Annotated in this window: 12 protein-coding genes; 6 read left to right on the top strand and 6 right to left on the bottom strand. The window is 39.0% G+C overall.

The genetic code is table 11. The features are described 5' to 3' along the window. Positions 1–90: 90 nt before the first annotated feature. Complete coding sequence (locus J0A69_RS21470) at positions 91–384, bottom strand: hypothetical protein (RefSeq protein ID WP_206588688.1); 294 nt, start codon at positions 382–384, stop codon at positions 91–93. A gap of 121 nt (positions 385–505) precedes the next feature. Here J0A69_RS21470 and J0A69_RS21465 point away from each other — a divergent pair, with 121 nt between their 5' ends. Genes J0A69_RS21465 through J0A69_RS21450 form a run of 4 tightly spaced genes read left to right on the top strand, consistent with a single transcriptional unit; the run spans position 506 to position 2959 of the window. Next, positions 506–955: a DM13 domain-containing protein gene (locus J0A69_RS21465; RefSeq protein ID WP_206588687.1), complete on the top strand. Its 450-nt coding sequence runs from the start codon at positions 506–508 to the stop codon at positions 953–955. Between the two features lie 5 nt (positions 956–960). Further along, positions 961–1866, top strand: coding sequence for a hypothetical protein (locus tag J0A69_RS21460; RefSeq protein WP_206588686.1), 906 nt, complete (start codon positions 961–963; stop codon positions 1864–1866). Continuing rightward, complete coding sequence (locus tag J0A69_RS21455) at positions 1863–2501, top strand: Crp/Fnr family transcriptional regulator (protein ID WP_206588685.1); 639 nt, start codon at positions 1863–1865, stop codon at positions 2499–2501. The genes J0A69_RS21460 and J0A69_RS21455 overlap by 4 nt, the downstream gene beginning before the upstream one ends. Further along, positions 2498–2959: a DcrB/PsbP domain-containing protein gene (locus J0A69_RS21450; RefSeq protein ID WP_206588684.1), complete on the top strand. Its 462-nt coding sequence runs from the start codon at positions 2498–2500 to the stop codon at positions 2957–2959. Before J0A69_RS21455 ends, J0A69_RS21450 begins: the two co-directional genes overlap by 4 nt. Positions 2960–3009: 50 nt before the next feature. On the opposite strand, the gene J0A69_RS21445 is transcribed toward J0A69_RS21450, so the two are convergent. From J0A69_RS21445 to J0A69_RS21430, 4 genes are all read right to left on the bottom strand, one after another. Beyond that, a complete protein-coding gene (locus J0A69_RS21445; protein WP_206588683.1) occupies positions 3010–3483 on the bottom strand; it encodes a hypothetical protein in 474 nt (157 codons plus the stop codon). 73 nt (positions 3484–3556) lie between these two features. Then, entirely contained in the window at positions 3557–5005 is a 1449-nt protein-coding gene (locus tag J0A69_RS21440; protein ID WP_206588682.1) for a sensor histidine kinase, read from the bottom strand. Between the two features lie 9 nt (positions 5006–5014). Continuing rightward, the gene (locus J0A69_RS21435; RefSeq protein ID WP_206588681.1) at positions 5015–5713 is read right to left on the bottom strand and encodes a response regulator transcription factor; all 699 of its coding nucleotides are present in this window, start codon (positions 5711–5713) and stop codon (positions 5015–5017) included. A 297-nt stretch (positions 5714–6010) separates the two neighbouring features. Continuing rightward, positions 6011–7189 carry a Pycsar system effector family protein gene (locus J0A69_RS21430; RefSeq protein WP_206588680.1) on the bottom strand — a complete coding sequence of 393 codons (1179 nt, stop codon included), beginning with the start codon at positions 7187–7189 and terminating at the stop codon, positions 6011–6013. 171 nt (positions 7190–7360) lie between these two features. Between J0A69_RS21430 and J0A69_RS21425 the strand changes: the two genes are divergently transcribed. Both J0A69_RS21425 and J0A69_RS21420 read left to right on the top strand, forming a co-directional pair. Next, positions 7361–8101 carry an SdiA-regulated domain-containing protein gene (locus J0A69_RS21425; RefSeq protein ID WP_206588679.1) on the top strand — a complete coding sequence of 247 codons (741 nt, stop codon included), beginning with the start codon at positions 7361–7363 and terminating at the stop codon, positions 8099–8101. After that, positions 8098–11739, top strand: a complete 3642-nt coding sequence (locus J0A69_RS21420) for a BamA/TamA family outer membrane protein (protein WP_206588678.1) — start codon at positions 8098–8100, stop codon at positions 11737–11739. The genes J0A69_RS21425 and J0A69_RS21420 overlap by 4 nt, the downstream gene beginning before the upstream one ends. On the opposite strand, the gene J0A69_RS21415 is transcribed toward J0A69_RS21420, so the two are convergent. Next, the gene (locus tag J0A69_RS21415) at positions 11707–14082 is read right to left on the bottom strand and encodes a GAF domain-containing protein (RefSeq protein ID WP_206588677.1); all 2376 of its coding nucleotides are present in this window, start codon (positions 14080–14082) and stop codon (positions 11707–11709) included. The two genes, J0A69_RS21420 and J0A69_RS21415, sit on opposite strands and share 33 nt — an antisense overlap. Positions 14083–14288: the final 206 nt, after the last annotated feature.

Here is a 14288-nt window from a genome sequence, read left to right as displayed (position 1 = left end):
GGTATTTTTTGTAGTACAAATTAAAAAAAAGGCAACTTCTTATCAAGATTGTTCTATTAAAAAATCAATAGTTTTCAGTTTGCTTTTTAATCAGAATTCTTCCCAAAATCTTTCTAGCAGCATTTCCCACTCCTCATCTAAGCTCAAAGAAGGTCTACTCTCTCCTGCTCTTCTATACCAATAGTCTGCATTCCACTGGTCTCCTTCTTTCCTATGTAGATAAGCATGGACTCTTGCAGCACTTTTTCCCGGCAATTCATCGACCATAGCGTGTGACTTATCCCAATCTCCTTTTCCATCAAAGAAAAGTGCTTTTAACTCTGCACTAAAAGTATCCTTTGGTTCATCTAAACTTAAAAACCTGTTGATTTCTGATTTTTCCATAGGTATTTATTCTCGTTTCCAACCCAAAACAAAGTCAATTCAGCGACAAAAGCTTTATTCTTCCGTGATTTTTTTGTGATATCCTAGGCCCAGATTTGTATCAAACAAAACCAATAATACCATGAAAAAAGTAATGATACTTTTCTACTTCGCCTTTTTAGGCCTTGTCGCATGTTCTGATGACAAAGATCCTGTAATCCAAGATCCCACTAAACCCACAGGAGCTTTCAATGTACTCCGAATGGGGAATTTTGTAGATCAAAATGGAGCAGGATCTACTGGAACTGCCTCACTTGGAATTGATGCCCAAAACCAAGAATTCCTGGAATTTGGCTCAAGTTTCAATACGGCTTTAGCCACCGGAACTGTGACAGTTTACCTTTCTACCTCAGCCACCTTTATGGCTGATCCGGCAAATGGAAATCCTAATTTATTGGCATTGGGAGTGGTCAGAACTGCCGGAACCAATTATTTCCAAATTCCATCTGGAACCTCCACTGCCAAATACACCCATGTCTTGCTATGGTGTGGCTCGGTAGGAATTCCATTTGGCAATGCACCGCTTAATTAATCACCATGCATCCTATCTCAAGAAATTGGTTGGGTAAGTCAAGTCAACTCGGGGTATTTTTCCTCGGGCTGATTTGCTTATGCTCCATTCAAAAAGTAAATGGACAAAGTGGCTGGACCAAAGCCAAAAAAGAGGGATTTTATCAATTGGCTTACCAGTCTTTCAAATCAAAGGATTACTACAGTCTCAGTGGAGATTTGCTTGAAACCAATCAGTTTTCACAGCAGTCTTTGGTTTTCTATGGTGAATATGGAGTCACGGATAAGTTTACAATTATCGCCAATTGGCCACTCCAAACCTGGAATGGATTTGAGACCACAGAAACAGTTAGTGGATTAGGTGATCTGAAACTGGAGTTTAAACATGCTCTTCTTAAGAAATATCTGCCTTTGAGTATTTCCATTGCTCCGGAAATTCCCATTGGAAGAGCAAACCACTTTGCTTCTAGCAAAATCAATGATTTTGAAGAAATCAACCTTCCTTCAGGAGATGGTGAATTCAACGTTTGGTCGACACTAGCCAGTTCTTTTGCGCTACCAAATGCTCCTTTCTACGGCAGCATTTTCGGAGCATATAATTACCGCACAGAATACAAAGGAGTTTCTTTTTCAGATCAACTCGGTATTGGAGCAGAGATCGGCTACCAAATCGCAGGCAAAGTCTGGGTTAATGCCAAACTGAATGCTTTGGCGTCAGTAGAGGACGTTACTGTTGTTTCGGATTTTGTGAGAGGAGACGGTACAGAATACACCAGTTATAGTTTTGGTGCAAGCATGCCTGTGTACCAAAACATTCATCTCAGCTTAAACTATAGAAATTTCAATGACTGGATCTTCTCCCGCAAGAACATCTACTCAGCTCCAGTCTTCGGAATCGGCATTTATTATCAGGTCAAACCCATCCAACAATGATCTCATCTCAAAAAATACAACCAGAATGGAATCAGGAAGCCTCATTTCCTGACTTTAAATTATTTCAAAAAGGCTGTCTTATTTATAAGCAGGGAATCACAAGTGAAGGCTATTATTTGCTCAAGAAAGGAACGGTCAAACTCCAAAAATCCCTTGATAAAGGATCTCAAACCATCCTCAGGATAGTCAGCGAAGGCGAGATTTTTGGTGAAGGAGATTTCTATGGACAAAATGAAAATCAGAGTACCGCTATTGCCATCGAGGATGATACGATCATTCAAAAGCTTGATGCTGAAAAGACCAAAATTCCTGAAGTCAACCAACAAGTCCAACTCCATTTATTGAATCAAAACGAGCATTTGGCTACGCGTTTACAAAGAATGCTTTTTGAAGAAGCAGAGGAACGCATTAAATCCTTGCTGTTCGATTTGGCTTCGAAAAAAGGAAAGAATTTCGGAACAGAGACTCTTTTGAAAATTAATCTAACCCATTCTGAGTTGGCATTACTGGCAGATACCAGCCGACAAATGGTGAGCAAAACCCTTTCACAACTGAAAAAAGAAGGTCAGCTCAATTACAGTAGAAACCGATTCCTTTTCAGAAACCTTTTAAATTTTAAACCCCAATTATCATGAAAATATTAATGAAAATCTCAAGCATATTCCTCCTAGTTTTTGTTTTGGCAGCTTGTTCCAATTCAAGTGAAGACATGAACCCAAATATTCCGGATCCAACAACCGAGGTAAAGGTTACTGCCAATGTCATGGCCATCAAAACCGGAACATTGAATTCACAAAGCGGCACAAACACGAAAGGTATGATAGAAATTGTCTCTGATGATGCTGGAAAGTACTTTCTGCGGCTCGGAAAAGATTTTGTATCCGATTTTCATACTGGTACAGTCACCGTTTACTTATCAACCACTAACAAACTTAAACTCTCCGAAAGCGGCTCATTTCAATTGGTCAGCGTAGTCAATCAAAATGGAGAGCATTTTTTCAACTTGCCAAATTTACCGGACTCTAAATTCACTCATGGAATTATTTGGTGCGGTGCTGCCGGAATCCCTTTTGGGAATGGAGAGTTTAACTAATATTCCTCTCGAATAAATAAAAAGTAGAACCCTTTTGAATAAAAAGGATTCTACTTTTTGTCATAAAGAACATCGTAACAAAAATCTGCTGGACATCCTTGATAGACAGATAATACAGTATTATTCTCTAATAATTTATAGGGCATCTTCCGAGAAATTGGAGTACCATATTTCACAAGTTGGTTTTTTGGAACATATTCCTCGGTGCCTTGATTTTCGATGGCACGAAAGGTTTTATAGTTCCTAAATTCCAAAAACCCATTTTTTGTAAAGTATTCACTAGTCGCCATGAATCTATAAAGCTCCTCATTGTTCTTTAGATTTCTTTTTAAAAAACCTTCCTCTAAAGTAAAATCACCTTTCATTTCATAATATAAAACAATTGCAAAATCAGGATCGTTAGGATCAGGATTTACACTCTCCCATCTTCCAATCAGGTCATCTGGATTGATTTTAGGATCATCAATGCAGCCATTTAAAGAAAAGCCGAGAGCTAATAAAAAAAGTAAAAAGACCCTTCTCATAAGATTAGTATTTCTAAATTTTCTTTAACTATAAATATCTGTAAAATATTTAATTCAAGTTCAATTGAAATGACTAAACCGGCAATTCGAATTCGAATTCGGTGTATGTTCTAGAATCGGATTCTATACTTATTTCCGATCCATGTACCTCAAGAATCCGCTTGACTATAGCTAGACCAAGACCTGACCCTTCTACCCCATTTCTGTCTTTATCAATCATATAGTAGCGATCAAAAATGGCAGCTAGATCTTTTTGCGGAATCCCAGAACCGCTGTTTCTGATTTTGATGCTCACACCAGATTCCGTTTCGCAGGCATCAATGAGGATTTCACCATTTTCAGGAGTGTATTTGACGGCATTATCTAAAAGGTTTTGAATCACACGATCCATCAGATATAGATCTGCTTTTACCAAAGGAAGATTTTGACAAATCTGGGTTTTGATCTGAATGTCCTTTGTTTGAGCCATCAACTCGTATTTCAAGGAAGAATCATAAAGCAATTCCTGGATTTTCAGCCGCTCCATTTTAAGAGTCATTTGCCCACTTTCGAGTTTGGACAGGTCAAAAAGGTCTGAAACCAATTGCGATAGTTTATCCGTGGAAGCTCCGATGATTTTTAGGTATTTCTCTTTCTCCTCAGAACTGATTGAGTCACCTTTAATTTGTAGGGTCTCTATGTAGCCATTGATGATTGCGAGTGGATTTCTTAGGTCATGCGAAACATTTGCTATCAGCTCTCTTCGTAAGCTATCTACTTTTTTGAGTTCCTCTATATTATCCAAAATGGTATCCGCCATATGATTGAAGGTATCTCCCAATACAGCTAATTCTGATTCTGTCTTTGCCTTGGGAACACGAGCCTCTAGATTTCCATCTTTAAATTGCTCCACTGTTTTCACGATTTTTCGCAAATGACGAGTCAACAAACCAAAGAGAACCACTCCAATAAGCAAAGCCACGATCATGGTGATTAGGATCGATTCAAAAGTCAACTGCATCCAATAACTACCCAAAAGTCCGGAAGCAATGGTCTCGTATTTTTCACTTGCTAAAATGATATATACATAACCTAAAATCTCTCCTTCTTCATAAACTGCAGTAGCAGAAAAAACTGATTTCTCTCCGGGGTTTCTGGGATCATCACCCATCACAAACTCTTCTCCTCCTGTTGCCAAAAATTCCTGAACAGGCTCCAGATCTACTGATTTCAACTTTACCAGTTTATCCAAAACCACAAAAGACAAAATCTCGCCTTTTGGATCCAAGAGGTAAACCTCAATCCCCGGGTTAACAGCCATCATGGAATGCATGATCGTTCCTAGAGCTTCCTCATTCACCTCTCCATTTTGAAAGGGATTGACTTCCTCAATCATATAATCTGCAACGGTAGCATTCAATCGCTGGGTGGTTTCCTGAAAATACCGCTGGGCAGTACTCGCTGTGATAAAGACATAGGAACAGCCAACAATCAGCAATACCAAAGCAAAAGAAACGGATATTCTCCAAAATAGACTCTTCATAGTTCTTGCTTAAAGTTCATCGTTAAATCGGTAGCCTACTCCCCAGGTAGTCAGGATAAAATTCGGATTATTGGGATCCTCCTCGATTTTGGATCTCAGGCGATTGATGTGGGCATTAACCGTATGCTCGTAACCGGAAAAATCGTATCCCCAGATCAATTCCAGGAGTTCGCCACGGCTATAACTTCTTCCTGGGTTTTTTGCCATCAACACCAGCAGGTCAAATTCTTTTGGCGTCAGATCCATACGCATTTCATTCAAAACCACTTTTCTCTTTTTTTCATCAATCTCCAAACTGTCAAATTTGATCAAATTGGTTTCCCTAGATGCTACCAGATTAAATTGATCCTGTCTTCTCATGATTGCTTTGACTCTCGCGATGAATTCCCGGATTTTAAATGGCTTTGTGATGTAATCATCTGCTCCTGATTCCAAACCTATCACTTTATCGATTTCTTCGGATTTTGCAGTAATCATCAAAATAGGGGTGAAATTATCAAAAGCTCTGAGGCGTTGGCAGATCGTCAAACCATCCATTTCAGGCAACATGATGTCCAATATAATGAGGTCAAAAGGATTGCTGTTTGCGAGTTCAAAACCCTCTCTCCCGTGATTACAAACCTGTATTTGATAGCCTAGATCATGGAGGTGAATCTGTATCAGTTGACTGATATTTGGATCATCTTCAACTACTAATACTTTTTTCATTTTAAAGAATTTGAACGGGAAATTAATTTTTAAACCTCACGAAACTATCACGATACTGTATTTTTGAAAAAATTGAATTTTTAATCACAATCTCCCCTCTGGAGAATCTTGTTAAATTCACCCAAAAAGTATCCTTATTGGTCTATGCTCCTGAGGATGAATACGTAGCCTTCTTTGCAAAAAAAAATCAAGGATGATCCTGAGGATTCAGCAATGAAGCTTGAGTATTGAATTAGAAAAATTCAGGATTTGCTTGGAATTACTTCAATCCAAATCATACTACCAGCTCTGATCCAATTAATATTGCAATGGTTCAAAAAATAAGGTAGCAATCAGAAAGGATAAGATTGAAATCACGAAGCCGAACATAAAAATATTATAGCTTTTGCGAAGCAACTTGTACTTGACTGCAAGGACTTTTCCCAAATAATAAATATCCCGGATCATAGAATCATAGAGGTAATCCCCGTCTTCCATCATCGAGTGCATGCCTCTAGTATAATCTTTCAGACTCAAATCATAAAAGTTTCCGAAGTAGAGCAAATTGCTTTCTTTCTTATCGATATCCTCTATGGTATTGGTTCCATGTGTGACTTTGGGACGGGTGGCCAAAACTGCAAAAACCATCGCCGATAGGCAGGTCGCTATGAGCAAGATTGCAGGGATGGTATAATTTGGGAATTCTTCCAGTTTTCGGATCAAGACTGTCACCACGATAGAAATCACAATTGAATTGACCGAAATCATGATATTGGCTTTGTTGTCAGCCATTGCGGAAAGTTCCAGATGGTTTTTGGAGGTGATTCGAAACATCGTTTCTATTCCCCTGTCTGACTTTTTATCCTTCGCTTTTTTTTTAGCTTTTTTCGCCTCCTTCAGCTCGGCCTCAGTGATTTTATCTTCCAATATTTTCATGTTTTTTTCTTTTCCAGGTTGGAAAAATTTCAATGCAAACTCCGTATGATAATGATGGGAATTCAAAAAATTCCTAGTTCCCTTCAGCCATTCCGGCAAGGAGATTTTCTCTCCTAGAATCAACTCTTTTTCTTTTTTCAAAAGCAAAGTCTGCTCATAAAACTGATCCGAGCTCAAATGGTATAAATCAGCGTCACAAATAATGGACTCAATAATATTACTAGGATGCTGAGGTACTCTTGTGGCCAAAATAGCAGCTTTGATTCGATCGATTCGAGCTTGTTCCAGCCCGATTTCCAAAAGGCATTTTTGAGCAAGTTCCGCTCCTTTGGCTTCATGTCCTTCAGCGACTCCATCCCAATAGCCGATATCGTGCAGCCAACCAGCAAAAAAGAGGTTTTCCATCTCTTCCTTTGGCAAATCATAATAAGCTCCTAATTCCTGGACTTTTGTTACAATCAACAGCGTATGGTCAAGATTATGGTAGCAAACCTCCTTCATTTGGCGGTTGGCAAACATCTCTCGCATCCAAGATTCAAATTTCTCTAATTGATTATCCACTGGTAATAGCTTATTTTGAATTATCTAAGTTAAAAGATTAATCGTTCCAGTGAATGCATGACTCAATTTTCTAACATATACATTTTTTGCTTTTTGCTTTTGAGCCAATGCTACTCCTCTGGCGCCAGGTCTGATTATAATAAATTTCCAGAGTCCTATTCCATAGAAAGCATGGAAAAAATCATCCTTTCCGATAACCTAGAGGAGGTTTCAGGATTGGAATGGATTGAAGATGGAAAACTATGGGCAATTGAGGACGAATCCTCGGTGATTTTTGAGGTAGAAAATAAAAGAGGAAAAATCACCAACAGACAGAAGTTTGCTAAGAACAAAGACATTGAAGACATCCTGGAACTAGAAGGAGAAGCATGGGTGCTTCAAAGCAATGGGAATCTTTACCATGTTAAAAATCCATTGACAGAATATTTCTCTACAGAGATATATGAATTTCCCCTAAAAGAAAAGCGTGATTTTGAAGCAATAATTAAGGTTGAAAATGAACCTGTTTTATGGATTTTTTGTAAAGTCTGTAGCTGGGACAAAGGTCCTGATCAAGCTTCAGTTTTTGCGTTTAATCTGGATTCCAAGAAGTTCGAAAATGAGCGAGTAAAAGTTCTCAGATCCTCTGATTTGGAAACCATATTGAATGCAGAAGAAAAAGATGAAATCAAGATCCAACCCTCAGCAATTGCCTTACATCCTATTGAAAACACCTATTACATGCTTTCATCCAGTGACAAATGGTTGATGACTTTGGATTTGGAACTCAATCCTATCGAATTGTATCATTTAAATCCGAGCGTATTCAAGCAGCCAGAGGGAATTACTTTTGATGAGGAAGGCAACTTGTATATATCCAATGAGGCCCAAGATGGCAGACCCAACATGTTGATCTTCAAGTATAGACCATGAGACACTTTCTTCTCCTTTGCTTTCTCCTGGGTTTTTCTTCGAAAATTTTTGCTCAGGAACCTGCGGTCAAATTCAGGATTTATTTGATTGGTGATGCTGGGGAGCTTGAAAATGGACATCATCCCGTGGTTGAAGATGTCCGAAAAAAGGCTTTGGCAAATCCAGAAATACCCACCCATGTCATTTATTTAGGAGACAATATCTATCCATTGGGGATGCCATCTACCTCAGAAGAAGACCGTAGCGAGGCAGAAGCAATTTTAAAAGCCCAGCTAGACTTATTCTCTTCGATTTCAGGAAAGATCTGGATGGTTCCAGGGAATCATGATTGGCAACAAGGGAAATCAGATGGCTGGAATCGAATTCTGAATGCTGAAGAATTTGTCGAGGATAATTATCCTGCTGAAAAAGTAATGTGGGTTCCAAGTGCAGGCTGTCCCGGCCCCTATGTAACCCCATTGGATGAAAACACATTATTGATCGGTTTTGATAGTCAGTGGTGGCTTCATTCTAAAGGTAAACCGGGAATAGAGTCAGATTGCGAATTCAAAACAGAAGAAGAGCTCCTCGCATCAGTTGCTTACATTCTGGAGGAAAACCAAGACAAGACCATCATTTTCGCCATGCACCATCCCCTAAGAGCTTATGGTCCTCATAATGGTGCTTACAACTGGAAAGACCATCTTTTCCCTTTTACAGCTGCATCCAAAAACCTCTACATACCATTGCCTATTGTTGGTTCGATTTATCCACTTTATCGAACTTGGTTTGGAGATATTCAGGATATTCCCCATCCTAAATACGAAGCTATGATCAAAGCTTTGGATAGGGTTTTTGACACACATCCACATGTGATCCAAGTTGCAGGTCATGAGCACGGCTTGTTTTATACCAAAGAAGACAACACCCATTACATTGTCAGTGGAGCTGGTGCCAAAGACACCTACATTAAGAAAAACAATCCCGCTGAGTTCACTTATCCCAAGCAAGGTTATGCCCGTCTGGATTTCTATGAAAATCATAAAGTAGACCTAACTTTTTTTGATCCAACAGAAGATCAATCGCTCTACCAATCCGAACTTATTCAGCCTTATGCTATCAGCCAAGCTGAATTAAAATTGTTCCAACGCAACTTTCCAGACTCCACTACTCGATTGATCAGCGATCAGTACCTTCATGGAAAGGGGCATCAGCTCTTTTTAGGGTCAAATTATAGGGACACTTGGGCTATTCCAGCTACTTTTCCTGTTTTGGATTTAGCTACCGTAAAGGGAGGACTCAGAATTTCCCAACGTGGAGGAGGAATGCAAACTAGGTCCTTGCGACTTGAAAACCCCGATGGAAAAGAATTTGTCCTACGATCAATCAACAAATATCCTGAAAATGCCCTTGCTGCACCTCTAAGGCAGACCATCGCAAAGCAGGTAGTTCAGGACCAGATTTCCTCTTCCCATCCCTATGCCGCAATTGCTGTGGCAAATCTCGCAGAAGCAGCTGGAGTTATCCATACCAATCCAAAAATTGTTTATCTACCCGATGATCCTTTGCTGGGAATCTATCGGGAAAATTTTGCTGATGAACTTTATTTATTTGAAGAAAGAGAAATCGGAAAGTCAAATTCCAAAAAGGACATTGAGTTTTTTAGCACAGACAAAATGCTGAAATCAATTCGCAAGGACAATGACAATCAGGTGGATCAAAAAGAAGTGCTTAAAGCTAGAATTTTCGACTTATGGATCGCTGATTGGGACAGACATGACGACCAATGGAGATGGGTTGGTGAGAAGAAAAAAGGAGATTGGGAATTTACACCAATGCCACGGGATCGTGATCAAGCATTCTTCGTCAATGAAGGATTCTTTCCGAAAATAGCCAGCAGAAAATGGTTGAACCCGAAATTTCAAGGCTTTGATTACGAGTTGAAAAACGTGAATGGTTTCATGTTCAATGGCAGATACTTTGACCGCAGTTTTCTGAATGGCTTGGAGAAAAAAGACTGGGAAAACACTATCGATAAACTTCTGCCAAAATTATCAGATGAAGTTATCGATGAAGCATTTATTGACTGGCCAAAGTCGATAAGGGAAAAGGACGCAGCTGAAATAAAGGATAAACTCCGCTATCGCAAAACTTGGTTGAAAGAGAAATCTCTGGAATATTACCAGTTCCTTTCTAAGGATGTAAATGTAGTCGGAAGTAATAAAGACGAGGAGTTTGAGGTCAAACATGAACCTGATGGAAGCATCAAAGTGGAGGTCCGAAAAATCAGTAAATCCGGAGATCTGGAGCAAAAGATTTTTGATAGAAAATTCCATCCTGAAGAGACTGATGAAATCCGAATTTATGGCTTAGAAGGAGATGACAAATTCATTTTTAAAGGGGAAGGTCCAGGAAAAATCAAAATCAGGGTTATCCCTGGTGAAGGAGATAAAACCCTGGAGGATGATGCAGATCTAAGTCGAAAGTCCCAATTGATTTACCAATCCAAAACCGAAAAGCAATCACTTGATCTTGGTGAGTCTTCTCGCATAAAAATCGCACATAATCCTAGCATTCTAAGCTATAATCGGAAGGAGTTTAAGTACGATAAAGTGATGCCTTTGGCTTCCATTGAGTTCAACCAGGATGATGGGATTTTCTTTGGAGCAGGCATTTTGTGGGAGAAACAAGGATTTAAAAAGGAGCCATATGCCATCCGACAAAGCATCAAAGGTAATTGGGCTTTTAAAACCAATGCTTTCAATTTGGATTACCATGGACATGCGGTAGATGTATTGAATAACTGGGACTTAGTTTGGCAAGCTGATATCAAAGCTCCTGATTATGTTTTTAACTATTTCGGGCAGGGAAATGAAACTGACTATGATCCCGAAAAATTTGACATTCGCTATTACCGGGCTCGCTTCAGTTGGTATGAATTATCAGCTGGCTTGCAATCAAAAGTGGGCGAAATCGGCAAATTTACAATTGGTCCGCACTACCAGGTTTTCCGATTTGATCCGGATGATAATGAAGATAAATTTATCACCAGTCCAGAATCTGGCTTAGATCAGATCGATTTGGATCAAGCCAAGTTTTATACAGGAATCTCGGCAAACTTGGATTTTGATAAACGAGACAATCCAAATATTCCAACCAGAGGATTTCATTTTCAAAATCACTTGAAAAGAAGTTGGGGATTGAATCCTGCTTCAGGAAATTTCACTCGCTTTGATACCGAATTGGCTTTGTACTGGTCATTTAAATATCCTTCTCGAGTGGTTTGGGCTTCCCGATTTGGTGCAGGTAAAAACTGGGGGGATTTTGAGTTCTTCCAAGGGCAAATCCTCGGAGGCATGGATAATCTGAGGGGTTTCAGACGCTATCGATTTAATGGCAAAGCGGTCGCCTACAATAACACAGAAGTTCGAATTCAGGTATTCAATCTCAAAACTTATATTCTACCCGCAACTATCGGTGTTTTGGGATTCCACGATATTGGTAGAGTTTGGCAAGAAAATGAAAAGTCCAACAAATGGCATAATACATTTGGTTTGGGGCTTTGGCTCGCCCCACTTAACCAAATTGTAGCGACAATATCTCTAGGATTTAACGACGAAGAAACTCTACCTTTCTTTTCTTTCGGCTATCAGTTTTGAGAAGATTTCAGGATTTTCTTGAGCTCTTTCTTTTACCGTAACTCGAATCGCTTTCAAGCCATAAACTCCTTGCATTTCTTCAAGTTCCAAATCTTCTACCTCCTGGGTAAGCAAGTTTTTGTTTTGAAGGAACTGGATAAAATCCAGGTATTCTCTTGCCTCTTTTTGCTGGGAATAGACAATGGCTATTTTTCCCGGCTGATTTAATCGCTCCATCGAGCCTTTTACCAAGGCTTTGTCAATTCGCTTTTTGATGATTTCGTATCGAATATTATAAGCGCCCTCCACATCAAACTTCCGCTCATCCAATCTAAAGCTGATCGAAATAGGCGTATTATGTGCCAAAATCAATTGCGTCACTTCCAAAGGATGGGCAAGCTGCAGTTTTTTGTCAGAAACCAAATGAACAATTTCAATCAGCGTCTGAAGCTGCCATAAGCGTAGATTTTTTAAATAAATCGGATCAAACTTCAAGTCATTGACCAAAGATTGGCCGATATAAATATTGTATTCGATCCCATCAGTTTTGAATTTCTCAAAGTAATGCGGGAACATTTGCTGGATTTTGACTTCCTCTTTATCCAGGTAATTCCCAACAGTCTGATTGATCAAAGCCAGGCTTTGTTCGAATGCTTTCCTGTTTTTGTTGACAATTCCTAACTCAGGGTCCAACTGGTCAAAATACTCTTGAACAGTTTCCTTTAAGGCTGGGAATTGCTCACTTAAATGTCTGAATGTTGGCTCCAATTCAAACTGAAAGAAATCAGTCAGTTTCAGTTCTTCCTCACTGACTAGAATGAGATTAATTCGTTTTTCGAATTCCTCAATTTTATCAACCAATCGATCGAGCAAAGGCATGAAATGAATTTCCCTGGCATAATTCAATACTTTTTTACCTGAAGCCAATTGAATCTGAAAATCATCATGGGATGCATTGTTTCTTTCAATCGAAGAATTTTTGACATCTACGGCTGCATACAAAGGATACACCTCTTTGAAGATGATAGGCTTCAACTCAGGACTTTTCCCTTCTTCCTCTTCCAAGGCGTAATCCAAAGCAATTTCATCAAATTTCCACTCGACAACTGGGTGGATTGCCGTGAAGTTTTTGCGGATTATACCTTTTATTTTTTGGTCGAGAATTTCTGCTTGTCTATTCAAAGCCAGAGAAAGTGAAGGTGCCAGATAATCCAAAGAAAGCATCATAATCGGATCAAAACGTCCTTCATACAATGAACAAACTTCCAAAACACCTACCAGATCGCCATTGTGTCGCAAAGGATAAAGAATCATTTCTTTGACCCCCATCTCATTTAATTTTATTCCAAGCGACTTGGTTTCTTTGACAATATCAATATCATTGAGAAGAATTGGTTTCTCCACTTTGGAAAGCAAATCCAAAACTGCTTCATAACTCTGTTGGCAGCCTTCACTGCAAAGCTGTTTGATCAAAAAACTATAGGCCAAACGGCTTTCATTCATCACCATTTTACCGTTGACAGACTGAAGCATGGCAATTCCAACTTTTAGATTTGGAACGCCAAGCATGCTTTTCACAGAATCTTCAACAATATCCATAAAGGATTCTGGCGTGACCTGATCCTGATTTAGTACTGCTTCATTCAAAATAGCAACGCTCTGAGCCAGTGTGAGATCTGTAGCTTCCATCATCATGAATCCATGAAATTCAAACATTTCTAATGGAAGCAGTTCCATCCACTTTTCAACCTCGTAATGGTTTGGAACTGTACTTGAGCAGACCACTTGCTCGGAAATATTTGGCAATGGTTTTTTAGGTACAACTTTTACAAACTGTGAATTCGTCTGAATCTGAAAATGCTTGGTAATCCCTTCTGCATTGGGAAGCTTGAAGACCAATGGATAGATTTCATTGATTTTAATCCCGTAAAGTTGGTCCAAAATCAAGCTGTAAATCGTGAGTAACTTATGGTGAAAGATTCTATCCTTGTCCAGGTTCATGGGAATATTGATTTCCCCTTGATCTGTTAAAAATTGTCTCTTAAACGCAGGAGTACAGTAAATCGGATTGAAATCAAAAGGTTTGGCAAGAGCAAAAATTTTATTCTCTTCCTGACCGGAAAGTGGAAAAAGTGATCCTAAAATCAAGCCGAAGCCTAGTTTATTCTGATCATTCAAAACTGTTTCCCGATCCAAAGGTGCGTTGTTCAGACCTGGAAAATCTTTAATCCTGGATTTCAAATCATGGTATAAACAAGTACCTGGATTATCCTTATCACTGAGCTTTTCCCACTGCTCAAAGAGAGGATTGAAGTCCAAAAATGAACTTACTTTTAATTCGACAAGCATTTTTTCTTTTTTCATACCAAGTCATTGAGGTATAGGAATTAACTTATTTTTAGAAAATAAGTTCCATCCTAGCATTTTTACTTAGCACAGGCTCGTTTTTGTTGCTGATTCCTTAACAAAATACGTCTTTTAGAGAATTTCTCAGATATTTCTTTGGAGTTGGAGGGTTCAGGAGAAATTCTATATTTGCTCAGTTGAAAATTCATAAACCCAATCAATTT

The organism is Algoriphagus pacificus (assembly GCF_017254845.1).
GTDB lineage: Bacteria > Bacteroidota > Bacteroidia > Cytophagales > Cyclobacteriaceae > Algoriphagus > Algoriphagus pacificus.
Note: the sequence above shows the minus strand (reverse complement) of the source record. Positions and strands in the feature narration are given on the sequence as shown.